At 57.9% G+C, this 26,759-nt stretch carries 22 protein-coding genes; 3 read left to right on the top strand and 19 right to left on the bottom strand.

Annotated features, from left to right (window positions below; all coding sequences use genetic code 11):
- Positions 1-8: 8 nt before the first annotated feature.
- From aroC to aspS, 9 genes are all read right to left on the bottom strand, one after another.
- Positions 9-1,196 (bottom strand): chorismate synthase, encoded by a 1,188-nt coding sequence (gene aroC / locus HMPREF2681_RS10440; RefSeq protein ID WP_187269731.1) that lies wholly within the window; start codon positions 1,194-1,196, stop codon positions 9-11.
- A 94-nt stretch (positions 1,197-1,290) separates the two neighbouring features.
- Positions 1,291-1,806 carry a prepilin peptidase gene (locus HMPREF2681_RS10435; protein ID WP_224783722.1) on the bottom strand — a complete coding sequence of 172 codons (516 nt, stop codon included), beginning with the start codon at positions 1,804-1,806 and terminating at the stop codon, positions 1,291-1,293.
- Positions 1,807-1,928: 122 nt separating this feature from the next.
- Positions 1,929-2,744: a shikimate dehydrogenase gene (locus HMPREF2681_RS10430; RefSeq protein ID WP_016422699.1), complete on the bottom strand. Its 816-nt coding sequence runs from the start codon at positions 2,742-2,744 to the stop codon at positions 1,929-1,931.
- 14 nt (positions 2,745-2,758) lie between these two features.
- Entirely contained in the window at positions 2,759-3,985 is a 1,227-nt protein-coding gene (gene mltG, locus HMPREF2681_RS10425; protein WP_048731838.1) for an endolytic transglycosylase MltG, read from the bottom strand.
- 261 nt (positions 3,986-4,246) lie between these two features.
- Positions 4,247-4,750, bottom strand: a complete 504-nt coding sequence (ruvX, locus tag HMPREF2681_RS10420) for a Holliday junction resolvase RuvX (RefSeq protein WP_016422697.1) — start codon at positions 4,748-4,750, stop codon at positions 4,247-4,249.
- Between the two features lie 37 nt (positions 4,751-4,787).
- A complete protein-coding gene (alaS, locus tag HMPREF2681_RS10415; protein WP_016422696.1) occupies positions 4,788-7,448 on the bottom strand; it encodes an alanine--tRNA ligase in 2,661 nt (886 codons plus the stop codon).
- A 128-nt stretch (positions 7,449-7,576) separates the two neighbouring features.
- The gene (locus HMPREF2681_RS10410; RefSeq protein WP_246822733.1) at positions 7,577-8,902 is read right to left on the bottom strand and encodes a replication-associated recombination protein A; all 1,326 of its coding nucleotides are present in this window, start codon (positions 8,900-8,902) and stop codon (positions 7,577-7,579) included.
- A 148-nt stretch (positions 8,903-9,050) separates the two neighbouring features.
- Positions 9,051-10,232 (bottom strand): phosphotransferase family protein, encoded by a 1,182-nt coding sequence (locus HMPREF2681_RS10405; protein ID WP_016422694.1) that lies wholly within the window; start codon positions 10,230-10,232, stop codon positions 9,051-9,053.
- A gap of 147 nt (positions 10,233-10,379) precedes the next feature.
- Positions 10,380-12,209, bottom strand: a complete 1,830-nt coding sequence (gene aspS, locus HMPREF2681_RS10400; RefSeq protein WP_016422693.1) for an aspartate--tRNA ligase — start codon at positions 12,207-12,209, stop codon at positions 10,380-10,382.
- 271 nt (positions 12,210-12,480) lie between these two features.
- Between aspS and HMPREF2681_RS10395 the strand changes: the two genes are divergently transcribed.
- Positions 12,481-13,368, top strand: a complete 888-nt coding sequence (locus HMPREF2681_RS10395; RefSeq protein ID WP_016422692.1) for a KPN_02809 family neutral zinc metallopeptidase — start codon at positions 12,481-12,483, stop codon at positions 13,366-13,368.
- 27 nt (positions 13,369-13,395) lie between these two features.
- Here the strand turns inward: HMPREF2681_RS10395 and hisS are convergent, their stop codons facing one another.
- Complete coding sequence (gene hisS / locus HMPREF2681_RS10390; RefSeq protein ID WP_070547073.1) at positions 13,396-14,679, bottom strand: histidine--tRNA ligase; 1,284 nt, start codon at positions 14,677-14,679, stop codon at positions 13,396-13,398.
- Positions 14,680-14,722: 43 nt separating this feature from the next.
- Positions 14,723-15,394, bottom strand: coding sequence for an MBL fold metallo-hydrolase (locus HMPREF2681_RS10385; protein ID WP_070547071.1), 672 nt, complete (start codon positions 15,392-15,394; stop codon positions 14,723-14,725).
- A 292-nt stretch (positions 15,395-15,686) separates the two neighbouring features.
- Between HMPREF2681_RS10385 and HMPREF2681_RS10380 the strand changes: the two genes are divergently transcribed.
- A complete protein-coding gene (locus HMPREF2681_RS10380) occupies positions 15,687-16,526 on the top strand; it encodes a peptidylprolyl isomerase (RefSeq protein ID WP_049190815.1) in 840 nt (279 codons plus the stop codon).
- Between the two features lie 121 nt (positions 16,527-16,647).
- Here HMPREF2681_RS10380 and HMPREF2681_RS10375 read toward each other — a convergent pair whose 3' ends face one another.
- The 8 genes from HMPREF2681_RS10375 to ruvC all read right to left on the bottom strand — a co-directional run bounded on the left by HMPREF2681_RS10375 (position 16,648) and on the right by ruvC (position 25,995).
- Positions 16,648-18,909, bottom strand: a complete 2,262-nt coding sequence (locus tag HMPREF2681_RS10375; protein ID WP_016422688.1) for a RelA/SpoT family protein — start codon at positions 18,907-18,909, stop codon at positions 16,648-16,650.
- 7 nt (positions 18,910-18,916) lie between these two features.
- Complete coding sequence (locus HMPREF2681_RS10370) at positions 18,917-19,453, bottom strand: adenine phosphoribosyltransferase (protein WP_016422687.1); 537 nt, start codon at positions 19,451-19,453, stop codon at positions 18,917-18,919.
- 110 nt (positions 19,454-19,563) lie between these two features.
- Complete coding sequence (gene secF / locus HMPREF2681_RS10365; RefSeq protein ID WP_049190789.1) at positions 19,564-20,781, bottom strand: protein translocase subunit SecF; 1,218 nt, start codon at positions 20,779-20,781, stop codon at positions 19,564-19,566.
- Between the two features lie 6 nt (positions 20,782-20,787).
- A complete protein-coding gene (gene secD / locus HMPREF2681_RS10360) occupies positions 20,788-22,713 on the bottom strand; it encodes a protein translocase subunit SecD (RefSeq protein ID WP_049190792.1) in 1,926 nt (641 codons plus the stop codon).
- A 311-nt stretch (positions 22,714-23,024) separates the two neighbouring features.
- Positions 23,025-23,489 carry a preprotein translocase subunit YajC gene (gene yajC / locus HMPREF2681_RS10355; protein WP_049190818.1) on the bottom strand — a complete coding sequence of 155 codons (465 nt, stop codon included), beginning with the start codon at positions 23,487-23,489 and terminating at the stop codon, positions 23,025-23,027.
- 66 nt (positions 23,490-23,555) lie between these two features.
- Positions 23,556-24,668 carry a Holliday junction branch migration DNA helicase RuvB gene (ruvB, locus tag HMPREF2681_RS10350; protein ID WP_049190793.1) on the bottom strand — a complete coding sequence of 371 codons (1,113 nt, stop codon included), beginning with the start codon at positions 24,666-24,668 and terminating at the stop codon, positions 23,556-23,558.
- 66 nt (positions 24,669-24,734) lie between these two features.
- Positions 24,735-25,355, bottom strand: a complete 621-nt coding sequence (gene ruvA, locus HMPREF2681_RS10345) for a Holliday junction branch migration protein RuvA (protein ID WP_048731308.1) — start codon at positions 25,353-25,355, stop codon at positions 24,735-24,737.
- A gap of 82 nt (positions 25,356-25,437) precedes the next feature.
- Positions 25,438-25,995 carry a crossover junction endodeoxyribonuclease RuvC gene (gene ruvC, locus HMPREF2681_RS10340; protein ID WP_048731311.1) on the bottom strand — a complete coding sequence of 186 codons (558 nt, stop codon included), beginning with the start codon at positions 25,993-25,995 and terminating at the stop codon, positions 25,438-25,440.
- A gap of 115 nt (positions 25,996-26,110) precedes the next feature.
- On the opposite strand from ruvC, the gene HMPREF2681_RS10335 reads away from it, so the two are divergent.
- Positions 26,111-26,575: a DUF3817 domain-containing protein gene (locus tag HMPREF2681_RS10335; protein ID WP_049190796.1), complete on the top strand. Its 465-nt coding sequence runs from the start codon at positions 26,111-26,113 to the stop codon at positions 26,573-26,575.
- The last annotated feature ends 184 nt before the right edge of the window (positions 26,576-26,759 follow it).

Raw genomic sequence — 26,759 nt, 5'->3', positions numbered from 1 at the left:
CTGTGGCGCTATTTCCAATCAAGGCGACGTCGAGTCTGCTCCAAGTAGCCCTCAACGTTACGCTTGGTTTCCTCCAGGCTATCGCCGCCGAACTTTTCCATCACTGCACGCGCCAGTACCAGCGCGACCATTGCCTCTGCGACAACACCGCCGGCCGGGACCGCGCAGACATCAGAGCGCTGGTGGATTGCGGTAGCTGCATCGCCGCTGGCCATATCGACGGTCTTCAGCGCACGCGGAACGGTCGAAATTGGTTTCATCGCAGCACGCACAACGAGAGGTTGAGCATTAGTCATGCCACCCTCCAGGCCACCGGCGCGGTTAGTTTCCCGATCCACGCCGTCGTCGGTACGCACCATTTCATCGTGAGCCTCGGTGCCACGGCGACGGGCTTCCTCAAAACCGTCGCCGATCTCCACGCCCTTGACGGACTGAATTCCCATCAAGGCAGCCGCAAGCTGCGAATCCAGACGGGCATCACCGGAAATGTGCGATCCCAGACCCACCGGCAGACCGTGGACAACGACCTCGACGATGCCACCGAGGGTGTCGCCCTGCTTCTTGGCGGCCTTGATTTCGTCAATCATCGACTCCTCCGCAGCTGCGGAGAATGCACGCACTGGCGACTCGTCAATCTTGTCCTGATCAGCGAAGGTCGGCAGTGGCCCCTCGTAGGGCTCCGAACGACCGATGGAAATAACGTGGCTGACAACTTCCACACCGAGAGTCTCACGCAGAATTAAGCGTGCCACAACCGATGCCGCCACACGTGCTGCAGTCTCGCGAGCCGATGAACGCTCCAGGATGTTTCGAGCATCGGTGTGGTTGTACTTCAGCATGCCGTTGAAATCGGCATGCCCCGGGCGCGGGCGGGTTAAGGTGGCGCCACGAGCTGTATCCAAAACAACTGGGTCAACTGGATCCGGGCTCATGACCTCAGTCCACTTGGGCCATTCGGAGTTGCCGACCATAATGCCAATCGGCGATCCCAGCGTCTCACCATGTCGAATGCCAGTCAGCAGGGTGACCTCATCAGCCTCAAACTTCATTCGCGCCCCGCGACCATAGCCGAGGCGGCGGCGTGCGAGGTGGCGTGATACGTCATCTGTAGTCAGGGGAAGTCCGGCTGGCGCGCCTTCTACGAGAGCGATAAGCGCTTTGCCGTGAGATTCACCCGCGGTAGTCCAACGAAGCATAGGTATCATAATGTCACGTTTGCCGTACTTCTTGTGCATTTGGGGGCATACAAGTTTCAAATATGCCCCATTTCATCGCCCCTGGTCTACCGCTTCAGGGGACTTGTAGGTACCCTCCGCTTATCCCCCACACAATGGCGGTTGCTGCAAGCATCGCAGGCCCATGAGGCACGCTCGCCGGTACAGGCGCTGTTTTTGCTTTACGACGGTCACCCCAGCCCCGCTTTCCCGCGGTGACTCCTGCCATGAGGAGAGTGAGTCCGGCAGCCAACAGAATTGCCACTGCAATCCAAATTGCTGTCGCCACTGGCTCGCCCGATACCAGACCGACACCGCCCCCGAGAATTGCTGCGAGCTTCACATCTCCAGCCCCCATAGAGCGTGGGTTGAAGATGAAGACTGCTACATAGAGGCCAAACCAGAGGCCTATTCCTGTTCCTATGGCTGCGACTGCACTGGCGAGATTGTCAGCCAAGGTGCTCTTTTGCTGGAGCACCATTCCAGTGGTTGCTATCAGACCCACTGCCCCTAGCACTAACCACCAGTTCGGTAGTCTTCGCCGAGTCACATCCAACCAGCAGCCAATACCGCCCCAGCCGAGTACAAGCATCACGACTAGGAAATAGAAAACCCGGTCAAGGTAGACCGGGGCAATCCTGTGCTGTCCAATCGGAGACAGCCCTATCTCAGTTATTCCCCACCCCATAACTTTGGGATTGTAACGGTTGTGAGCTAGTTCGGCAGCGCTGCACGCATCGCCTCGACATCGGGAGTGCGTCCAGTAAACTGCTCAAACTGTCCCACCGCTTGATGTAGCAACATGGACAATCCACCGACCGCCTGTGTCCCTCCGCGTTCCGCTGCTTTCACAAGTGGGGTTGGCCAGGGATTGTAAATGACGTCGAGAATCTTCGGTGCTCGAGCGAGGTAGCCAGCAACCGACTCAATTGCGGCTGACGGCACCGTAGAGACCAGCACGTCGGCATTACCAGCAATATCTGCCAGGTTTGGAACATCAAAAGTCACCCAAACAAATTCCATCCCCAGCGCGGCAGCTAATGGTTCAATGTCATATGCGCGCTCGGAGCGCGCTACCACGGTCACATGATTGACCCCCAGCTGCGACAGCGCCCAAAGTGCCGGCCGTGCTGTGCCACCGGCACCAACAACAACGGCGCGGCCACGTGGTGCGTTCGTGCAGTCTATCTCGCGCAGTGCTCCCAGTACGCCGTCGCCATCGGTGTTGTCGGCAAACCAATCCGAATCGCGACGGACCAGAGTGTTCGCTGAACCAATGAGCCTCGCGCGCTCACTGACTTCATCGGCGAAGTCCAGCGCGGCAAACTTGCCGGGCATCGTGACGGAAAACCCCTGGAAACTGGGGTCTGCGCCACCAACGACGTCGGCAAGCTCTTCGGCGTTGCATCGGATGCGGTCATAGTGCCAGTCATTCATTCCCGCAGCGCGGTAACCGGCGTTGTGAATAGCCGGCGAGTACGAGTGATCAATCGGATCTCCCAGCACGGCTGCGCGATGAGTTATAGGCATAGGAGTTCTACCTCTTAGCGGTTGGAATCCAGCACGCCATTGTTGCGTGACTCGTCGATAGCGGCCTCGTGCTCTTCGAAGGTCGTGCTAAAGACAGTATTTCCTTCCTTGTCCACCGTGACAAAGTACAGCCAGGTGCCGTCAGCCGGATTTTCCATGGCACGAATCGCCTCGATGGAGGGCGAAGCAATGGGGGTTTCCGGCAGCCCCTCCTTGGCGTAGGTGTTCCACGCGGTCTTTCGCGCGCGGTCCTCATCCGTGGTTGCGATTTCCTGATCTGGCAGGTCGTAGTTGACTGTCGAGTCGAACTGCAGCTGCATCGGTTCGTCGAGACGGTTGAGAATAACGCGAGCGACCTTATCGAAGTCGCCATCTGGCGCCTCCATCTGGATCAAAGAAGCTGCGGTAATCAGCTCGTATGGAGTAAGACCAACCATGTCCGCTGAAGCCATGAGACCCGTGTCCTCATAATTCTTCACCGATTCCTTGACCAATTTTGCAAGCATCTGTTCGGGCGTCTGCTGCGGGTCAAGGTGATGAATACCCGGCGTAATGAGTCCCTCAAGACGACGAGGGTCGTTGCCACGCGCAGCTACCGCGTCCCGTGCCCATTCTGGAACACCCAGCGCGGCCAAATCGGCCTCGCCAGCAGCACGTTCGAGATCGGCCTTGGATACGCAGTCATTGTCTTCAACACAAGTGGCCTCAGAAATAAGCGAGAAAATTCCCTTACGTACATCCGATGAGGACACAATGCGGGTATCGGCGAAACGGGCGCCAGTCGGAATGTCAACGGTACCGACCTGATTTTCGACATCCAGAAGAGCCTCGACGGTCTCGTCGGCCTTCATCCGCTGATGGAGTCGGTAGAAACCAGGCTGCAATTCACTTGAATGAGAGTTCTCATTCGCGGCCTGGATGAACGCACGGGAAGACTTGACGACGCCGCTTTCCACCAACTGGTTGGACAAATCAGTAAGTGACGTGCCTTCACTGACCTCAACAATCGTCAATGGACCCTCAGCTTTGCCATCGTAATCGTCAACAATGCCGCCACGGTTCCAGACGAGGCCAATCACTCCGAGGACCAACACGCATAACAGGACAGAAGTCACATTGATTGCCACTGCCGTTTGGCGGTGACGAACTCGAGACTTTGTCCCACCGCTGCGAGCACCAGCGCGGTCCCGGTCGGCACCGCCGCTATCAGTGCGGCGCGCAGTCTGCGCGTCTTTACTCATCAATAATCTCCTCGAATGCAGCTCACTCTCCCATCGGTATCAGCAAGGAGTCTTCCCGTTCGGGTACGACACGCGACTGATAACGACTGGTGCGACATAGCTTTACGACGAAGTCGTAGCACTAGGTTGCATTGTAGGTGTGAATCGCCACTTCAACTTTTCAAATCCTATGCACGCGACAAACGTGCTTAGGTATTACACACTTAATAATTGCGCAAAGGTGGGTGAATTGTCACCTTTCGGTAACTTTTGTGTGCCCCCTTAGTCGGTATTTCCGTCCAAAGCTTTTGCCCGTCTGTCCAACCAGGACTGCAGAATTTCTACTGCCGCAACCTGGTCAATAATCTTCCGCCCGGACTTAACATCAATACCTGCTGCGTGCAGCCGTGATTGGGCCATTACCGTCGTCATCCGCTCGTCGGCGTAATGCACTACGACTCGGTCACCGAGTCGGCGCTGCAGCCGGAATCCAACGTCAGTAGCTTTCCGCGCAGAAGTCCCGAACGAGCCGTCGAGCATGAGGGGCATGCCGAGAACAATCTCGACGACCTCAAGTTCAGTGGCAAGTTCCACGAGCCGGTCAATATCCGGCCCGTCAGGATCTTTTCGCCCCGTTGCTCGAGTGACTGTTTCAACCGGGGTCGCCAGGATACAGTCGGGGTCAGAGACCGCGACGCCAACGCGGACATCGCCGACGTCGATTCCGAGCCGTCGACCCCGACCGGGATCATCCTGACCGGGGGTATCAATACGGGGCTTAGCCATTGTTTACTGCTCTTCCGATAGCACAGCCGTTAATTGGCTACTTGGACAGTTCGGCCTCAACCGCGGCCAATGCTGCGTCGATTCCGGAAGCATCAGAGCCGGAGCCCTGTGCCATTGCCGGTTTACCGCCGCCCTTGCCGCCGACCTCAGCGCCCATCAGCTTCACCAAATCGCCGGCCTTAATACCGCGATTGACGGCTTCATCCGAAACCGAGGCCACAAACGGAACCTTGCCGCCAGCGTTGGAAATCAACGCAATGACGCTTGGGCGATCCGCAAGGCGCTTCGCCAAGTCATTAGCCAGCGAACGGATGTCCTTCATCTCCGTACCGTCGGGAAGCTTAAGGCCGAGGTAGGTGACATCGCCGATGGTGCGAGCGGACTCCAGGTGAGACGCGGCATTGGCCAGCAGCTGTCCGGCCTTGAAATCAGCGAGCTGCTTCTCTGCAGCCTTGAGCTTTTCAGCCAGTGCTGCAATGCGGTCTGGCAGCTCAGCAGAAGGAGCCTTGAATTCAGTGGCCAGTCGTTCAGCCAGGAGACGCTCGGTGGACAGGTAGCGGAAGGAATCCATACCCGAGTAAGCCTCAATACGGCGCACGCCCGATCCGACCGAGGACTCGCCCAGCACAGCTACCGGACCAATCTGCGAAGAATGCGAAACGTGGGTACCGCCACACAGCTCAATTGAGAACGGGCCACCGACCTCGACAACGCGGACGATGTCGCCGTAGTTCTCGTTGAACAATGCCATGGCACCAGCTGCCTTGGCCTCTTCCAAAGGCATCTCGGCAGTATTGACAGCCCAGTCGTTGTCGACAGCCTCATTGGTGATCTGCTCAATCTCACGGAGCTGTTCCGGTGTGAGCTGCTCACCGTACTTGAAGTCGAAACGGAGGTAGCCCGGCTTATTCATGGAACCAGCCTGAGTTGCAGTATCCCCCAGTACCTGACGCAGAGCACCGTGAATCAAGTGAGTTGCAGTGTGCGCCTGACGAGCACCGTGACGCCACTGCTCGTCGACCAAAGCTTCAGCGGAGACACCCGGAGTGAATTCACCAGCGGTGACAATGCCTTTGTGCAGCCACAGCTTCTTGCCCACCTTTTGAACATCGTTGATGTGGACCACAGCGCCGGAATCAGTCACGATACGACCACGGTCAGCCAGCTGACCGCCGGCCTCGGCGTAGAGCGGAGTGCGATCGAGGATAACCTCAATCTCATCGCCCTCTGCGGCAAACGACTGCTTCTGGCCATCGGCAATGATGCCAAGAATCGTGGATTCGTCGGCAAGCCGATCGTAACCAGTGAAGGACGTCGGGTGTTCATCGATGAACTCGCGGTAGACATGCAGGTCGGTGTGAGACTGCTTCTTTGCCTGGCTGTCGGCCTTTGCGCGCGCACGCTGCTCAGCCATCTCGCGATCGAATTCCTCGCGGTCGATGGTCAGGCCGGCCTCTTCGGCCATCTCGATGGTCAGGTCGATTGGGAAGCCGTGGGTGTCATGCAGGGTGAAGGCGTCGTGACCGGATAGAACGGTTTTACCCTCTGCCTTGGCCTTGGTGGCAGCACGTTCGAACAGCTCCTCACCGGCGGACAGAGTCTTGGTGAAGGTCTTTTCCTCGGCGACGGCGACGCGGCGAATACGGTTCCAGTTCTCCGCGATCTCTGGGTACGACGGGGTCATGGTCTCGGCCGCAATACCAATCAGCTTCTCCAGCACTGGACCGTTAGCGCCGAGCAGACGCGCAGAGCGGATGATGCGGCGCAGCAGGCGACGCAGGATATAGCCACGATCGGAGTTCGAGGGGGTGACACCGTCGAGCATCAGCATCAAGCCGGTGCGGCTGTGGTCGGCGATGACGCGGAAACGGATGTTGTCCTGGTGGTTGGAGCTGTACTTCGAACCGGTGAGCCGCTCAGCTTCGTCGATAACCGGACGCAGCAGATCGGTTTCGTAGACGTTGTCGACACCCTGTAGCAGGAAAGCAACGCGCTCGATGCCCATACCGGTATCGATGTTCTTCTTCGGCAGTGGGCCAAGAATCTCGAAAGAGTCCTTGCCTGTTCCTTCGCCACGCTCGTTTTCCATGAAGACGAGGTTCCAAATCTCGATGTAGCGATCCTCGTCCGCCTCTGGGCCACCGTCAGCACCGTACTCCGGGCCGCGGTCGTAGAAAATCTCTGAACACGGGCCACACGGGCCAGGCACACCCATGGACCAGTAGTTGTCCGCCATGCCTCGGCGCTGAATGCGCTCTTCCGGCACACCAACCTTCTCGTGCCAGATGTCATGGGCCTCATCGTCATCGAGGAAAACCGTCACCCACAGCTTCTCAGCCGGGATGCCAAAGCCGCCGTCCTCAACAGCACCAGTCAGAAGGCTCCATGCATGAGTGATGGCACCTTCCTTGAAGTAATTTCCGAAGGAGAAGTTACCCGCCATCTGGAAGAAGGTGTTGTGGCGGGTGGTGATACCCACCTCTTCAATGTCCAGTGTGCGCACGCACTTCTGAATTGAGGTCGCGGTGGAGAAGTCCGGAGTCTCATTGCCGAGGAAGTAGGGCTTGAACGGCACCATGCCGGCATTAACGAACAGCAGGTTCGGGTCATCCAAAACCAGGGAGGCACTGGGGACCTCGGTGTGTCCCGCCTTTACGAAATGCTGGATGAAGCGATTTCGAATTTCATGAGTCTGCACGGTGTTCTACTTCCTCGTTTCACGTCGAGCGTCCGAGATGTTTAATACAAAACTAGCAGTCTACCCGCTCGGTTCGAGCAACTTTAAAACCACCCCACCGGCACCCCGTAGATTCCGACCGATCTCGCCTACTTCGATTTCCGGCGGCTCCCCCGGATAATTCGGCGAATGCGTCCGAGGTATTCAGCCATGCCGTTTTCACGACCGTGATTGGATGGGACGAAATAATCAGTGCCCACCAACTGATCTGGTGGATACTGTTGGGCGACGACACCCATGGGGTCATTGTGCGGGTAGATATAGTCCACCGCGTGACCAAGGTCCTTAGCCCCGCTGTAATGTCCGTCCCGCAAATGTGGTGGCACCGGTCCGGTCTTCCCGGAACGAACATCCTTCAATGCCCCGTCGATTGCGCTTATGACCGAATTCGACTTCGGTGCTGTTGCCAAGTGAATCGTGGCCTGCGCCAGCGTCAGCCGGGCTTCCGGCATCCCTATCAAGGCAACTGCCTGCGCCGCGGCGACGGCGGTTTGCAGAGCTGTCGGGTCGGCCATACCGATGTCTTCGCTGGCCAGAATAACGATTCGGCGGGCAATAAACCGAGGGGCTTCCCCACCCTCAATCATCCGCGCCAGGTAATGCAGGGCAGCATCGACATCAGATCCGCGAACGGACTTAATAAACGCGCTGGTGACGTCGTAATGCTGGTCGCCGTCGCGGTCATAGCGAACCACGGCTCTGTTGATCGAATTGGCAAGCGACTCAGCGGTAATCTGCTCACCATCGGCGACGGCTTCTGCGGCTGCCTCGAGGTACGTGAGGGAACGACGAGCATCACCAGCTGCCAGCGCAATGAGCTGTTTACGTGCATCGTCTGTCATACTGACGCGACCATTCAGGCCGCGCTCATCGGTAAGTGCTCGATCAATGAGCGTGCCGACGGCTTCGTCGTCCAGTGACTGCAACTGCAACAGCAGTGACCGACTGAGCAGCGGGGACACCACTGAGAAGGATGGGTTTTCCGTCGTTGCCGCGACGAGAAGGACAATCCGGTTTTCCACGGCACCCAACAGGGCATCCTGCTGGGTCTTGGAAAAACGGTGCACCTCGTCGATGAAGAGCACCGTTTGAATGCCCTGGTTAACGAGCGTGCGACGAGCAGTGTCGATAACCGCACGCACTTCCTTTACCCCGGCATTAAGCGCGGAAAGCGCTTCAAAGTGTCGTCCAGTCGCCGCGGAAATCAAACTGGCGAGAGTGGTCTTGCCAGTTCCGGGAGGGCCAAACAAAATAACGGAGGTGTCGCCGCCACCTTCGACCAGACGGCGCAACGGTGCTCCGGGGGCTAACAGGTGGTCTTGACCAACGACTTCATCGAGGTTTCGCGGTCGCATCCGAACCGCCAACGGCGCGTGTGCACCTGGGTGAAAATAGGCGCTCGCATCGGAGTTCAGGCCAGTGCTTGCTGGCCCCGCACTCCGACCTTGGCTCTTGGCCGCTGTAGGTCCGGCGACCGAAGGCTCGTCGAAAAGCCCTGGAGCGTCATCGGCGGAGCCGTTTGCACCGCCTGACGGCAGCTTATTCGGATCCGCCACGTGTGCCCTAGCCTTCCTCTTGCTCTAAGAAATCGATGACTGCATGCGCGAACTGTTCCAGCTCGTCGGCACGATCGTCCTCACACTTATGGGCGAACTGTGCAATCGCGCGAGCCGTGTTAGCCATGTCGCGCCGCTCCAGTGCTGAGCCGCCAACTTCCGGCTTCAGGTCCGTGCGTCCTTCATGCCCCACCCACAGCGCTTGTTTTGGAGAACCGAAGAAGGAAACCGTTGCGGAGATGAAAAACCAACCGAGCAACGCCGCAGCGATGAACGCCATCAAACGGCGGTCGCTCGTGCCGCGATACCAATGGTCACGAATCTCTTCCATCCAGGCACGGACAAACACGTCGACCTCTGCCTCCGATGGACGCTCCACGAAAACGTGCAGCGGGAAGCCTGCGACGACGCTGGCCACGTCGAAGATGACATCGCGGTAACCAGCCCACTCATAGTCGAGGAACTGGACCTTATCCGCCAGCAGAATGTTGTCCGGGGCGAGGTCAAACGGAGTAAACGCCCTATGCGTGCCCTTCTCAATTCGACGAGCAGCATCCTCACCGAAAGAGCGCACAGCGTCGGGAACAGGAATGCCGGACCCCTCGACAGCTCGCATACCAAAGCGAATCCCCGACACAATGCCGTGGTCACGCGCCTCGAGAGCCTCGCGATCGACCTTGTTCTTCACCCACATACGACGACGCAGGGTCTCAAATCCCTCTTCACGAGTATGCGTGTGAATATGCATCCGACCCAGCGAAGCGCCGAGGCTGCGGAATGCGCGCAATCGTCGCTCTTCATCGCCACGAAAGAGTACGTCCGCAAGAGTGTCCACGACACCGACGTCGCTGAGAACCAATAGCTGCTTTGAAACATCGTAAGCAAGAAGCTGAGGCCCCGGGCGGACGTCGTCAGGCAGTGTATTGATGAACTGGTACGCCACGACTTCCCGTAAAACGGCGGGATCGACGCCTTCAGTCGTCGTAGGAATTTGCTTTACGACGACCGTGCGTTCCTGCATAAAGGGATTTGTGGCGACCCGTACGCGGACAACAAGAGCGTTTGACTGACCTGTAAGTACTTCTGGATCCGACAACACTGGAGTGCCGCCGAATCGTGCGGAAAGCAGTGTCTCTGCATCTTTAACTACGCTGTCAACTTCTGCTGCAGCGTCGTCCGAGTACTCCATTGAATGCCCTTTCAATGAGCCAGTTTCAGTCAGGCGATACGGATGTTGCGTTGTGGCCAGTACCGCCTTGGTTAGGAGGAATTGGCGCCACTCGCGCTGTTCACGCTGGAGTGGCAGATCACATTCCTCGCAATGTGATTTCTTTGTTTACTTGCTGTCGCCTGCGTCGGCTGCTGCCTTAACGCCGTCTGCCTTCTGCTTTGGCTTCGGCTTGAAGTCGATACCGGTCTCCTTGCGCTGCTGAGCGGTAATCGGAGTCGGGGCGTCAGTCAACGGATCAACGCCGCCACCGGACTTCGGGAAGGCGATAACTTCGCGAATGGAGTCAACGCCGGCCAGCAGGGAAACGATACGGTCCCAACCGAATGCGATACCACCGTGCGGCGGAGCGCCGTACTGGAAGGCATCCAGCAGGAAGCCGAACTGCTCCTGTGCCTCTTCCTCGCCGATGCCCATAACATCGAAGACGCGCTTCTGGACATCTGGGCGGTGAATACGAATGGAGCCGCCACCAATTTCGTTACCGTTGCAGACGATGTCGTAGGCGTAAGCCAGTGCGTTGCCAGGATCCTTGTCGAAGGTATCCATGTGCTCTGGCTTCGGCGAGGTGAAGGCGTGGTGCACAGCAGTCCACTGCGAGTGGCCCAGGGCAACGTCACCGGAAGCGGTAGCGTCGGCAGCCGGCTCGAACAACGGTGCGTCGACGACCCAGGTGAATGCCCAGTCGCCTTCCTTGATAAGGCCGAGCTTCTTGGCAATCTCTCCACGAGCAGCACCCAGCAGTGCACGGGAGCTCTTAGCGTCACCTGCAGCGAAGAAGATGCAGTCACCCGGCTTCGCGCCTACGTGCGCCGCGATGCCTTCACGCTCTGCGTCAGTAATGTTCTTGGCAACCGGGCCGCCCAGAGTGCCGTCCTCCCCAACAAGGATGTAGGCCAAGCCCTTTGCGCCGCGCTGGCGGGCCCAATCCTGCCAAGCGTCGAGCTGACGACGAGGCTGCGATGCGCCACCGTCCATAACAACTGCACCGACGTAATCGTTCTGGAAGACACGGAAAGTGGTGTCCTTGAAGAACTCGGTGCACTCCACCAGCGGAATGTCGAAGCGCAGGTCCGGCTTGTCAGAACCGTACTTCTCCATGGCCTCCTTGAAGGTCATGCGTGGAATCGGGGTCTGAACAGTGACACCGGCCTCGGCGAAGATAGCAACCAGAATCTCTTCTGCCAGCGCAATGACATCGTCCTGCTCGGCGAAGCTCATCTCAACGTCGAGCTGAGTGAACTCCGGCTGGCGGTCAGCGCGGAAGTCCTCATCTCGGTAGCAGCGGGCGATCTGGTAGTAGCGCTCCATGCCAGCGACCATAAGCAGCTGCTTGAACAACTGAGGGGACTGCGGCAGTGCGTAGAAAGTGCCCGGCTTCAAACGAGCCGGCACCACGAAGTCACGAGCACCTTCCGGCGTAGAGCGAGTCAACGTCGGGGTCTCGATTTCGGTGAAGTCGTGGCTGTCCAGCACCTTACGGGCTGCGCGGTTGACAGCCGCACGGAGACGCATAATCTTGGCCGGGCCTTCACGGCGTAGGTCTAGGTAGCGGTACTTCAGGCGGGCTTCCTCGCCGACAGTGCCAGAAGTTCCAACATCCTCGAGCTGGAACGGCAATGCCGCCGACTCGTTGAGGATGGTCAGCTCCGTAACATTGACCTCAATTTCACCCGATGCCAGGTTCGGGTTTTCGGAGCCCTCCGGGCGCTTCTCAACGACACCGGTGACCTGAATGCAGTATTCGCTGCGCAGGTGGTGTGCACGCTCAGCAACTTCGCTGTTGCGGAACACAACCTGGGCGTAACCGGAGCGGTCACGCATGTCGATGAAGATCACGCCACCATGGTCACGGCGGCGTCCTACCCAACCGGTCAGGGTTACTGTGCTGCCGGCGAGGTCAGCGCGGAGGTCTCCGGCAAGATGCGTACGAAGCACTGCGAATTGGTCCTTCCAAAATTGGTGCTATAGGGATTAACGCTGTGGATAGCGGTTTCGTCCGTGTAGTCTACCTTGAAGCCAGAAAGGTGAGAAGAAGACCCCGGCTATTTTGCTTATTACCGGTCATCGCCTTGGGCCTACCTCGGGCTTCATGTACTCACTTAGACAAAGTTCTCCGTAGATCCTGACGTTGATTTACATGCGGATACTATGACGCAGCGCTATTCAATGGCCCGTTTTCCGCACCTTATGCAATAGTCTTACTCCTATGACCTTCCGGAATGACTTCCAAAAGAGCTCGGCTCGTGCCGAGCGACGCTCGGGTGGTGGCCGCGCTATCGCCGTAGGCGGTGGCGGTATCGGCGGCCTTGTCCTCATCGGCCTGTACTTACTTCTCGGCGGCGACCCGGGACAATTGGGACAGCTGACAGGTGCCCAGAACAACCAGTCCTCGCAGACTGCACAGCAGTCCCCTGGCGAGGATCCCTGCAAGACCGGCGAAGATGCCAACAGCCGCATCGATTGCCGGATGGAATTCACCGGTATTTCGGTCGACCGAGTCTGGGAAGAACAACTCCCCGCACAGGCCGGCATCGAGTACACGAACCCAGGCTTAGTCCTCTTTGAAGGCTCCACTCAGTCGGGCTGCGGCGCAGCGTCCTCGTCCACCGGCCCGTTCTACTGCCCCGCCGATCAAACGGCCTACTTCGACACGGAGTTCTTTAGCACCCTGGAGCGCATGGGCGGAGGCAACGGACCGCTCGCACAGGAATACGTCGTGGCCCACGAATTCGCCCACCATATCCAAAGGTTGGAGGGCACACTCGGCCGCAGTAACTACAACGAACCGGGCCCCGATTCCGACGCTGTAAAGATCGAGCTGCAGGCCGACTGCTACGCGGGTATCTGGGCTCATTACGCGGACAAGGGGCCGGACGCAATCCTCGAACCGCTTTCCGACGAGCAAGTTGCCGATGCCCTCAAAACTACGAAGGCCATTGGCGATGACACCATCCAGCAGCATTCCGGCGGTGGTGTTCAACCGGACTCCTGGACCCACGGCTCGGCCGAGCAGCGTACGAAGGCATTCCTCACCGGCTACAAGTCAGGAAAGATGTCTCAGTGCGACACTCTCGAGCGCGGCGTCTACAGCTAGACTCCGCACTCAACAAATGCGCGTTTCCTAGATGCGCGACTGCAACTCCTGAACCAGTGCATCTAGGGCGACTGCGTGCTGCTCGTGGGACTCAAGGTTCTTCAGCTGAACCTCGCCCGCGGCCAATTCAGACTCGCCGAGGACCAACGCAAATCGGGCTCCAGCGCGATCGGCACCCTTCATCGCGCCCTTCAGACCGCGGCCGCCGTAGGACATATCTGCGCGGATACCCGCTTGGCGCAGCTTATTGATCTGCACCGCCATAGCGTGAGCGGCTTCTTCACCGAGCGCAACACCATACACATCGACGCGTCGACCATCGCTGGCATGCTTGCCCTCTGCTTCCAGTGCGAGCAGCGCGCGATCCACACCCAAACCAAAGCCAATTCCAGACAGCTCTTGGCCGCCTAGCTGCGCCATCAGCCCGTCGTAGCGACCACCGCCGCCGATACCCGACTGAGCACCAAGGCCGTCGTGAACAAACTCGAAGCACGTCTTGGTGTAGTAGTCCAGTCCGCGCACCATTCGAGGATTGATGACATAGGGCACCTTCATGTCATCCAACAGTCCAGTCACAGCTTCAAAGTGACCGCGAGCGCTGTCAGAAAGGTGGTCCAGCATCAGCGGCGCGTCGGCAAGCATTTCCTGCATTTCCGGTCGCTTATCGTCGAGGACGCGCAGCGGGTTGATGTTTGCACGGTGGCGCGTTTCCTCATCCAGAGGCAGGTCAAACAAGAACTCCTGCAGCTTAGCGCGGTATTCAGGGCGGCAGGTGTTGTCGCCAAGGCTTGTCAGTTCAAGGTGGAAGCCTTCGAGCCCGATACCGCGGAAACATGCGTCGGCAAGCGCGATGACTTCAGCGTCCAGCGCAGGATCATCGACGCCGATTGCCTCTACGCCCACCTGCTGCAACTGACGGTAACGGCCTGCCTGCGGGCGTTCATAGCGGAAGAATGGCCCCGCGTAGGAAAGCTTGACCGGCAACTGACCGCGATCCAAATTGTGCTCAATGACCGCGCGCATCACGCCCGCGGTACCCTCCGGGCGCAGGGTGACGGAGCGGTCGCCGCGGTCGGCGAACGTGTACATCTCCTTGGTGACGACGTCCGTCGATTCACCTACGCCACGTGCAAAAAGCCCGGTGTCCTCGAAAATTGGCAGCTCAATGTGCTCATAGCCCGCAAGTCGTGCGCGGTGCTGGAATGAGTTTCGCACCGCCTCGAATTCGCGGGAGACCGGCGGGACGTAATCCGGCACGCCCTTGGGCGCGGAGAATGGCTTCAACTTCTTTGGCTTCTGGCTAGAGTTCACCCCGCTAACTCTACCTGCCAACTCTCACGAGGTGTCAGCCAGGCTAGGTGAGGTTTTGCAGGAACGGGTTGGTCGCGCGCTCCTCGCCTATCGACGATGCGGAGCCATGCCCCGGAAGAATCATGAGGTCATCCGCCAGCGGGAGGACCTTATCCTTCAACGACTGCTGCATGTGCTCCGGACTACTGCCCGGCAAATCTACGCGACCGATAGCCCCCTTAAAGAGGACGTCCCCGCTGAAGATAATCTCATCTTCCCCATCGGAAGCACGCAGCATTACACAGCCCGGAGAGTGACCCGGTGCGTGAATGACTTCGAAATTCAACCCTGCCCACTTTACTTCGTCGCCATCCTCGAAGAAATCGGCTTTCGTATAAGCCTGCATGGAATCGATGTCAAAGAGGTGTCCGAAAGAAGAACCGCCGAGCTTCGGATTGGCCAGCAACACATTGTCGCTTTCGTGAATGAAGACGGGAATATCCCAGAAGTCGGCGGCCTCCGCGACATCGCGGACATGGTCGATATGACCATGGGTCAGCAGAATTGCTTCCGGCTTCCAATCTCGCTTCTCAACCTCGCCGCGTACTACCTCGAACGCCCCCATGCCCGGGTCAACAATGACGCATGGGGTGGACAGGCCGTCCATTTCCGGAGCGCCTGTTGCCACGTAGCAGTTGGTCTGAAAAGGGCCGGCTGCAAAACCAAATATCTCCATGGCGCTCCATTGTAACGATTGTGTACAGCCCCCGGCAGGCTATTTGCGCCTTCCAACAACGGGAAGAGAGCACCTTTCCCCTTGCTCGTTGGCCTGTCATCTCGCAAATGGGAAGCAATCCCGGGCATAATGGTCGATTGTGTACGCGACGGTGACCGACTGAGCTGTTACTTCAAATGCGGTCACTATCAATGGGCAAAATCGTCCGCTGGTGTTCCGTCACCAGCAATAGATGACTAACAGATACGGAGAAAGACTAGTGGCCAATAATGAGCAAAGGCGCAAAGATGCGATGCGGACGCTCGAGCGCGAACTTAAGCGCCGTGCACGTGCCGAGAAGCTGAAGCCACTGGGCGTTGTCGTAACTACCTTGGCTATCCTGCTCTTTATCGGTGGCGGCATCTACTTGCTGACCACGGCTGGCGGCGCTGACGACAATGAGGCCGCTGATGAATCCACGACTCCAGTCGAACCTGCAGCTCTGACAGCTACTCCTGTCAGCGGTGAAAAGGTTCCAATGAAGCGCTCTTCCCCACTTCCGGAAACCGTGACCTGTGACTACCCGGATGATGGCGAGGCATCGAAGGACATAGATAAGCCAGCTACCGACAACGTTCCCGCCACTGGCACTGTAACCATCACCCTGAAGACTAACCAGGGCGACATTCCGATGGAGCTGGACCGCGCTATTTCACCTTGCGGCGTCAATGCAATTGAGCACATGGCCAAGTCCGACTACTTCAATGACACTGTGTGCCACCGTATTACCGGTGGTGGCCTGAACGTTCTGCAGTGTGGCGACCCGACTGGTACCGGTACCGGCGGCCCGGGCTTCAAGTTCGCTGGCGAATGGCCGGTCAAGGATTCTGGTCTGGATCAGAATACCCCGTTGGTGTACCCGAAGGGCTCTATCGCCATGGCAAACCCGAGCGACCCAGATGCCAACGGCAGCCAGTTCTTCCTCAACTGGGCAGATTCTCAGCTGCCTCCGCAGTACACCGTGCTTGGCTCCATGACTGACGAGGGCACCAAGACGGTTGCGGACATTGCGAAGAACGGTATCGAGGGCGGCGGTACCTCTGACGGTAAGCCAGCTAAGGAAGTCCGTATTGAGAAGGCGGAAGTCAAGTAGCTGACTCAACTGACTGATTCAGAAATTAATCAAAAACAGGGCCAAGGTGTTTCACCTTGGCCCTGTTTTAATACCTACGCGGCCTCATCCTTTTTCACATATCGATGGGCTGCTAAACCGCCTACTGACCAGAAGTAATGCGGTAGACATCGAAGACTCCCTCGACACCGCGCAGAATGTTGAAGATATAGCCCATCTGCTTAGTGTCCGAAACCTCGAAGCTAAAACGCATTACGGCAACGCGGTCATCGGAGGTATGGGAGGACGTCGACAGGATTGAGACCTTCTGATCGGAGAAGACGCGAGTAATCTCCGAGAGCAGTCCATGACGGTCAAGTGCTTCGATTTGCACCGTAACCATGAAGACCGCACCGGAGGAATCTGTTGCCCAGGAGACCTCGATAATGCGCTCCGGCTCCTGGTGCAGCTTCTCCGCATTAGTGCAGTCCGTACGGTGCACACTGACCCCACCGCCGCGGGTGACGAAGCCAAAGATGGCATCGCCCGGCACAGGCGTACAGCATTTGGCAAGCTTAGCGGCCATATCCGCGCTGCCTTCTACCAACACACCCGTGCTGTCAGCGCGGCGCGGAGTGTTGTGCACGTTCATCTTTGAAATTGGCGTGCGGGAGACCAACTGCTCTTCGGCATCGTCCGCGCTCGAGAACTGCGCCATCAGCCGGTGAGTCACATGCTGCGCTGAGACCTGCCCCTTACCGATAGCGGTATAGAGCGCATCGACATCCGCATAGTGCAGCTCGGAGGCAATCTGCTTGATGGACGCCGGAGTGAACAGGCGGTGCATCGGCAGACCGCCGCGCTGTACCTCTGCAGCCAGTGCGTCACGGCCGGCATCGAGTGCCTCCTCGCGGCGCTCTTTGGCAAACCACTGACGGATCTTTGCCCGCGCACGTGGAGTTTTAACAAACTTCTCCCAGTCCTTAGACGGACCGGAATCGGCATCCTTGGACGTGAAAATCTCGACGCGGTCGCCAGTTTTTAGCGGTGATTCCAACGCCACTAGCTTGCCGTTGACTTTGGCACCAATACATCGGTGACCTACTTCAGTATGGACCGCGTAGGCAAAGTCGACCGGCGTGGAGTCCGCAGGCAATGTGATGACATCGCCCTTAGGTGTGAACGCAAAAATTTCAGTGACTGAGAGGTCATAGCGCAGGGAGTCCAGGAACTCGTTAGGATCTGCGGCCTCCCGCTGCCAATCCAGCAGCTGACGCATCCACGCCATCTGATCGACTTCGGCGGAATCTCCCTTGTGAGAGCCCTTGGTTTCCTTGTAGCGCCAGTGTGCGGCAATGCCGTACTCAGCGTTGTAGTGCATCTCATGGGTGCGAATCTGCACTTCTAGCGGGGAGCCACCTGGACCGATGACCGTTGTGTGCAACGACTGGTAAACCCCGAAACGCGGCGCGGAAATATAGTCCTTGAATCGCCCCGGCATAGGTTTGAACAGCGAGTGGACGGCACCCATCGCGGCATAGCAATCCTTGGTCGTGTCCACCAGAACTCGAAGTCCGACCAGGTCAAAAATCTCGTCGAACTCATGGCCGCGGACAATCATCTTCTGATAAATCGACCAGTAGTGCTTCGGCCTGCCCTGTACCTCAGCAGCAATGTGAGACTCCTTCAGATCCTTCTGAATCATCTCGGAGACTTCCTGGATGTACCGGTCCCGCTGCGGCGCTCGATCTGCGACCAAACGCACAATCTCGTCGTACTTCTTCGGGTACAAAATGGCGAAGGAGAGATCTTCCAACTCCCACTTCACGCTGGCCATTCCCAAACGATGCGCCAGCGGTGCAATCACCTCGAGGGTCTCACGGGCCTTCTTAGCCTGCTTTTCCGGCGGCAGGAAGCGCATTGTGCGCATGTTATGCAGCCGGTCAGCCACCTTGATAACCAGCACGCGCGGGTCCTGGCTCATGGCGATAATCATCTTTCGCACGGTCTCTGCCTCGGCGGCGGAGCCCAACGCGACCTTATCCAATTTGGTCACACCGTCGACCAGTCGTGCGACTTCTGGGCCGAAGTCCCGCTCCAGGTCCTCCAGCGTGTAATCGGTATCTTCGACCGTGTCATGTAGCAGCGCTGCCACCAGCGTGGTGGTATCCATGCCGATCTCGGCGGCAATAGTGGCGACTGCAAGCGGGTGAGTGATGTATGGCTCGCCGGATTTCCGGTACACGCCGTCGTGAAGGCGCTCGGCGGTATCGTAGGCACGCTGAAGCACAGCCAAATCTGCGCGCGGATGCACCTGTCGATGCACCGCGACAAGGGGATCTAGCACCGGGCGGATTTTCGTTCTGTTGCCGGTAAGGCTTCGCGCTAGGCGGGCACCATAACGGCGTGCGGGCCCTTCAGCCATGACTCATTCACCCCTTATTAACCACGTACAAAGGCAGATCAGCAAGCTTCTCCCGAGCTCCCAGGCCTTCAACCTCCAGCACGGTGCACAGCCCGGTTACCTCGACACCAGCGGTCTCCAGCAGGGCGCGAGCTGCACACAGGGTGCCACCAGTTGCCAACACATCGTCGACAAGTACGGCCTTCTTGCCCTTCAGCTCAAACCCACTAGCCGGAATCTCAAGCGCGGCCGTACCATATTCCAGTTCATAGGTCTCGGTCAGCACAGGCGGTGGTAGCTTACCCTTCTTACGAATAGCGAGCACTCCCAGTCCAAGCTTGTACGCCACCGCAGAACCCAGCAGGAATCCACGCGCATCTAGGCTGCCTATAACATCAGCCCCGAACTCTTCCACCTTGGCGGAAATCTCGTCCACAATCAGGGCGAACGTCGTGGCGTCGGCAAGCGCCGGCGTCAGGTCCTCGAAGAGTACGCCCTCAACTGGAAAATCGGGCACGAACCGAATCTGATCGGCTAATGCCTCACGCGCGTGTGCATACGACACAGGTTTAAGCTCCTTTTCGGCGAAAAGAAAAAGTGCGGGTACCTGTCAACGATACCCGCACAATGCGCTTTTAAAGTAGTTTCACCCGAACCACTGGGAGGCGCTACCTCCTACTGCCCCGGACGCCAGGACAGCGGCTTGTCTTCATCGCCCTCAAGCTTCGGAGTCGTCACCGTTCGTTTCGGCGTCGACGGCTCCATCTCGCTTGCCGACGGCTCCTTCGAGCCCGAGTCCTCCGCAACATCAGTGGTGGCGGAATCGGTGCCCGAACCGGCTCCCTCAGATGCCTTTGCGCGGGCAGACAGTACCGCCTCTTCATGCTTGCGGTATTCACGCTGCCGCGACTTAAGAGACACCAACAGCGACGAAGCCAGGAAGATCGAAGAGAACGTACCTTGAATAATGCCGATGAGCTGAACGAGTGCAAGGTCCTTCAGCGTTCCGACCCCTAGCATGCCCACGGCGATGACCATCAGTGCCAGGATTGGCAGGAGCGTCGACACCGTGGTGTTGATAGAACGCATGATGGTTTGGTTGACCGCCAGGTTCACCAACTCGGCGTAACTTCTACGGGTCGATGAACGATAGCCTGCCGTGTTCTCGTCGACCTTGTCGAAAACCACGACGGTGTCGTACAGGGAGAACGACAGCACTGTCAGCAAGCCGATAATGGTTGCCGGGGTGACGTCAAGACCAATGAGCGCGTAGATGCCCATAATCACGATTGCATCCACAACCAGGGCGAGAATTGCGGCAATGGCCATGTCGCGCTCGAAGTGAATGGTGATGTAGATGAACACCAGACCCAGGAACACCACTGCAGCCAGCAGCATTCGGTTGGTAATCGAAGAGCCCCACGACTCCGACACGGTCGAGTCACCAATGGCATCCGGGGTCTGCTGCCCCTGTACATCGACGGGCTTGAATGCATCATTCAACGCGATACGAGCACTATTAATCTCGTCCTGAGTCAGCTTCTCAGAGGTGATCTCCAGGATTCGGCCCTCACCAGAACCGATAATTTGCACCAGCTCCGGCTTCACGCCGGTCGCCTCGGTGAAAACCTCCTCGGCCTGCTCAGTTGTCACTGAGGCCGGCGGCATAGTCATCTTGGTACCGCCCTCGAAGTCGATACCGAAGCTGAACCCGCGAATCAGCATCGCTGCGAAAGCAACAACGATGATGGCGACGGCAATCTGGTACCAGCGCTTCCGCTTGCCGACGATGTTGATTCCACCCTCGCCGGTGTAGAGGCGGCGGAAGAAGGAGTCGTCTTTCACGCTTTCTGGCTCAGTGATTAGCGCCGGATTCGTCTGAGTAGTATTCATGGATTCCTACTTCCCCTCATTCGCGCTGGAGTGAGCTGCACCGGTGTCGGCAGCCGTACTGGCGGAGGCATCGGAGGCTCCGGCCTTCTTACCGGCAGCTACAGTCTTATTCCTCTGTGCAATCTCCATGACCGAGCCGAAGCCGTTCATCGACGGCTTGGACAAAGCTGGCCACTTACGAGTAGCCAGGATGACCAACGGCGCAGTCACGAGGAAAGCCGTCACAATGTCGAATGCTGTGGAGAGACCAAGTGTGAATGCGAAACCGCGGACATCGCCAACGGCCAGGATGTAAAGAACCACAGCCGCAATGATGGACACAAAGTTACCCGAAAGGATGGTGCGCCGTGCTCGTCGCCAAGCGTGCGGAACCGCGGAGCGGAAAGTTCTACCCGCGCGGATTTCGTCCTTAATGCGTTCGAAGAAGACGATGAAGGAGTCAGCCGTTACACCGATGGAGATGATGATACCGGCGATGCCAGCGAGATCGAGCGAGTAGCCAATCCAACGACCAAGAAGGACAAGGACGCCGTAGACCATCGCTCCAGCTGCTGCCAGCGAAACCAGCGAAATCACGCCCAGGCCGCGGTAGAGAGCAATCGCGTAGACGACAATCAGGGCGATACCGATAATGCCGGCAAGCAGACCGGCTTCCAAGGAAGCCGAACCAAGCATGGCCGGGATAGTCGTGGTGGTGCCGCCCGGCTCGCCGTCCTCACCTGCGAACGACAGCGGCAGTGCACCATAACGCAGGTTATTGGCCAGCCCCTGTGCCTCGTCGATTGAGAAGTCGCCCGTGATGCGGGTGGCAGAACCAACTGGGGTTGCCTCCTGAATCACCGGGGCGGAAATGACCTTCGAGTCCAACACGATAGCGACCTGCCGCTGCAGGTAGTCATTGGTCAACTTGGTCCATGTGCGAGCGCCGGTGTCATTCTTCCCGGACTTGAAGCTAAAGGAGACCTGAATCTGACCAGACTGCTGATCGTAACCACCGTTAATCGGCGCATTGGTATCAATAGCGTCGCCGGACAGACGCTGGCCCTTGGCCTCGTCCTCCTGCCCAATCAACAGCGGAGCCTTGCCCAGGAAGATGGCTTTACCGCCTTCGGGCGCACAGGTCACCAGCGGCTTGGCCGGGTCATCGGCACCCTGTAGCGGATCAACTGCATCGCGGTTATCGCAGGTCATCAGCGCAGCGGCTGCAAACTGTGTCGTTGGGTCTTCGGACTGGCGAGTCGCCAACAGCACGTCACGAACCTTCGTACGCAGCTCGGCCGCTTCAATTGAGTTCGCCGGCTTTGCCGGAGCTGTTGCGTCCAACTTCGGGGCCTCGCCCAGCGACTTGGACAGCTCCTCGGGAACCGGCTGATCTGGGTTCTGTTCCTTGAAGGCATCAATTGCACGCTTCTGCGTTTCGTTCATGTCCTTGTAGAGGTCATCAACACGCTTGGCGGCGTCCTCCTTCGACAGGACACCGACTGACACCCAATCTTCAGCAGTCTTCTTAACTACCTCGCCAAAGGCAGCTTCATCAGGGCCCTGGGTGGGCTGTTCTACCGGACGGAAGAAGAGCTGCGAAGTCTGGCCGAGCGTACGCGCCTCCTGTGAGTCTTCACCCGGCACGGTAATGACCAGCGTGTCACCGTCGGTGACAACTTGAGCGCCGCTGACGCCCATGCCGTTTACGCGGTTCTCCAGAATCTTGCGAGCCTGGTCCAGCTGATCGCGCGTCGGCTTTTCGCCCTGCGGCACCAAGGTTACTCGGGTACCACCCTGCAAGTCGATGCCCAACTTTGGCTTGGCTGATCCGCCGCCGGTGAAAAAGACGAGTGCGTACGTAAGGATGAGGAAGCCAACAAACAGTGCCAACAGCCACTGCGGCCAGTTCCTCTTGAATGTATTCGCACCGGATCTGGATTTGCTGTTCAAAGCAAAGTCTCCTGAATCGTGACGTTTAGGTACTTAAGCGCTTCGGGTAGAAACGCAGGTCTATAACCGCACCGCGAAATCGCGCGATACCAGGAAGAGGCATTGCGGGCGTCGCTAAGCAAAGCTATAAACACCAACCGCTAGAGAATAACCGATTTAGCGTAGTGCGCCGGTTTTGACTTGTACCTATTTAGTGAAAATCTTGCCCACGCTTGCCGACGGCGAAACCTGGGACGCGCCCGCTAACCCCACGGCGCACGCTACAGCTTGGATGCATGCAAACCAGCAGGGCGTGGGCGTGCAAAAAACTGCTACTGCTTTTCGGTGGAAGTGGAACCGTCTGTACCCGTGTTATCCGAGTTACTCGGAGTATTCGGGTTCTCGACCTGCTCATTGATGTCCGAAGCGGCATTGTCATCCGGACCGTGGCCGGTGATTTCTTGGACATCGCCGACGTGGTCATCTGGCGCATCGGAAACACGGCCACGTCGATCACGGTGAGCGTAGCTAGCTCCGGTACCGGTGGTGAGGTTGCGGGCAATGGCGCCCTTTTCCCACCGGGTCACGATGCCGTCAGCGATAATCAGGTCGACGGTTGTTTCGGTCGTATCAACGACCACACCATGCATACCGGAACCGGTGATGACCTCTGCGCCCGGGGCCAACTTATCCTGCATGTCCCGAATGGTGCGCACCTGCTTGTTCTGCTTGATGATCTGCCAAATTGGCAGCGCCAGGAACAAGAAAATAAGTAGGAGGAGAATAGTTTGATCCATGTCTGCCGAGTTTAACGAATTGCCAGCTAGCAATTCCACACTGCCCCGGCCAGGTCGATGAGAAAGCTATTCTCCGATAGTTCCCTCCGGAGGCTGCAACCCCAAGTGCCGCCATGCTCGGGCAGTTGCAACACGTCCGCGCGATGTACGCGCAATCATCCCGGCACGGACCAAGTAGGGCTCGCACACTTCTTCCACAGTCGAGGGCTCCTCACCGACTGCCAGCGCCAGGGAATTCACGCCCACCGGGCCGCCACCGTGCCCCTTGACCAGGGCAGTCAGCACTGCGCGGTCCAAGCGGTCCAGCCCAAGCTCATCGACATCGAAGACAATCAACGCCGCCTTGGCCGCACCAAGATCAATAACGCCACCGGAGTGAACATCTGCGAAATCGCGAACGCGACGCAGTAGGCGGTTGGCAATTCGCGGGGTACCTCGCGAACGCGAGGCAATCTCCACTGCAGCCTCTGGGCTGATATCCACCCCGAGGATCCCAGCGGCACGGGTAACCACCTTTGTCAGATCCTCGACCTCGTAGAACTCCATCTGCGCAGTAAAACCGAAACGGTCACGCAGTGGGCCAGTCAGCATACCCGAGCGCGTCGTTGCGCCTACCAGCGTAAAAGGTGGAATCTCGAGTGGAATTGACGTAGCTCCAGGCCCCTTGCCCACGATGACATCAATACGGAAATCTTCCATTGCCATGTAGAGCATTTCCTCCACGGGCCTGGCAATGCGGTGGATCTCGTCAATGAAGAGTACATCGCCCTCGAGCAGGTTCGATAGCATTGCTGCCAAATCGCCAGCGCGAATAAGCGCCGGACCGGACGTCATTCGCAGGGACGACCCCATCTCCTGCGCAATAATCATGGCCATGGTGGTCTTACCCAGGCCGGGAGGTCCCGACAGCAGAATGTGGTCCGGAGTCACATTTCGTCCCCGTGCCCCGGAGAGCACCAAATCCAGCTGCTCGCGGACCTTGGGTTGGCCGATAAACTCCCCTAACGACTTTGGTCGCAGGTTCGATTCCGCATCGACTTCCTCGACCTGAGCGCGGGCATCGACATCACGTTGTGCACCATTTCCCCCACCGCCAAAATGGTCGTTGGCTGCTCCATCTAAAGAGTCCCTGAAGGGATTGCCCGACACGTTAAACTCCGTGCGCTCGATATCGCTCATAGTCCCCTCATCCTAGTGCACTGCCATTTTTCATCATCAATGTAGCTGCAGGTCCTCGACCTGGATTTACTTTTCGCCCAATGTCTTTAGCGCCGCCTTCAGCGCCATTGATGTATCCAAGGTCGGATCAATCCGAACAACAGTCTCCGCTGCCTCATTCGCATCAGCTTCCGGGAACCCAAGCCCGACCAAAGCACCAACGACCTGATCCAGATCTGCCTTCAAAACAATGCCAGGCGCTGCTCCGCTTGCAGCTTCCTCCGGCTGGGATACCGCCCTATCCGCGAAAACCTCGACCTTATCCTTCAACTCAACCAACAGGCGCTCCGCCAATCGCTTGCCGACGCCGTTAGCCGCCTGGAGGGCCTTGGCATTCTTTGAGGCAACCGCATTGGCAATCTCGGCCGGCGACAGTACCGATAGAACAGACATCGCTACTTTTGGCCCCACTGTTGAGACAGTGCGCAAGAGCGCAAACATCTCACGTTCCTGCGAGTTGGCAAAACCAAAAAGCGTAATCGCATCTTCACGAACCGCCATTGTGGTCAACATGAAAGTCTGCTCATGCCTCACCAACTGAGAAGCTAACCTGCCCGTAATGGTGACCAAATGCCCGACACCACCGCACTCGATAACGCAATAGTCCGCACCGAGATCGATAACCTCACCGCGTAGAGATGCAATCACTTCTCACAATTCCTTTCACTACGGCTTCCCGAAAGACACCGAGATAAACGCCGAACTCACAAGTGTGCTCTAGCAGGCTCCCCTACCGCGAGGGATTCTCACGGCGAGAAAGCTCCAACTCCCGCTCCTCGTGTTGCTTAGCAAGCGCAGCCAAGGTGTCGCGCTGGCGTTGCAGAACCGGACCACGCCAACAGTGGCAGATAGCGATGGCCAACGCATCCGCTGCGTCCGCAGGTTTTGGCGGAGTTTCCAACCCGAGGATTCTCGTCACCATCATGGTCATCTGCTTCTTATCAGCCCGACCGTTGCCGGTAAGCGCCTTCTTTACCTCCGACGGCGTGTACATATGCACTTCCAAACCGCGTCTCGCCGCAGCGAGGACAAGGACACCAACCGCGTGCGCAGTCTGCATTACGGTGGACACATTGCCGCGCTCGAATACCCGTTCCATCGCAACCACGTCCGGCTCGTACTCATCCATCCACTGCTCCACGGCATTGGAAAGCCGTAGAAGACGATCCTCCAACGATGCCGTGGTTGGTGTGCGGGCGACCCCCACCGCAATGGGAATGACTTTCCTGCCCTGAGCACCTTCCGCAATGGAGAGACCACAACGAGTAAGGCCAGGGTCGATACCCATCACCCGCAGAGATCCAGCTCGATAGTTCACCTCTCCACTAATACCACATTTCGAACAGCTGTTTGTATCGTAGCTACACGGGGTACCAACCGTTGGTTCTGATAGGTTTAACACCATGAATTCACCGAAGAAGCTCTACGGCGTTCTCGCTGCAGCTGAAATGGTCACGTGGGCTCTGCTGCTCTTGGGGCTGGCACTGAAGTACCTGTTCAAAGTCACTGACATCGCCACCACCATCTTCGGCGGCATCCACGGTTTTACGTTCCTGTGCTACGTAGTCACCACCATCATGGTGTGGATCAACCAGCAGTGGAGCTTTGGCCGCGGTGTCATCGGCCTCGCCTCTTCTATCATTCCATTCGCAACCTATCCGTTTGAACGAAACACCCTGAAGGCAGGCCTCTTGGATCGGCCCTGGCGCTTTACCGACGAATCCGAGGAGCCACAGGGCATTTTCGAGTGGGCACTCGCGATGATTATTCGCCGCCCGTTTATCTCGGCATTCGTCATCCTGATTGTTCTCGCCGTGGTCTTCACACTGTTGCTGATGGCGGGACCTCCGACTCAGTGGTTCTCTTAAAACGGTTCTACTAAAACTTTCAGAAACCAAAATCGGGTTTATTGGCAAAAGTGTGTCCGTCTGGCGTGTCGACCGGTGCGTCGGCGGGCGGGCACCCTTCGCTACTTACCCCAATGCGAGTTACTGACTGCGTTTATGACAAAAATGACCTGGTAGGTTCAGGCGGTGAATGCATCACCACTTT

This window comes from Corynebacterium sp. HMSC064H12, assembly GCF_001809925.1.
Taxonomy (GTDB): domain Bacteria; phylum Actinomycetota; class Actinomycetes; order Mycobacteriales; family Mycobacteriaceae; genus Corynebacterium; species Corynebacterium jeikeium_D.
Note: the sequence above shows the minus strand (reverse complement) of the source record. Positions and strands in the feature narration are given on the sequence as shown.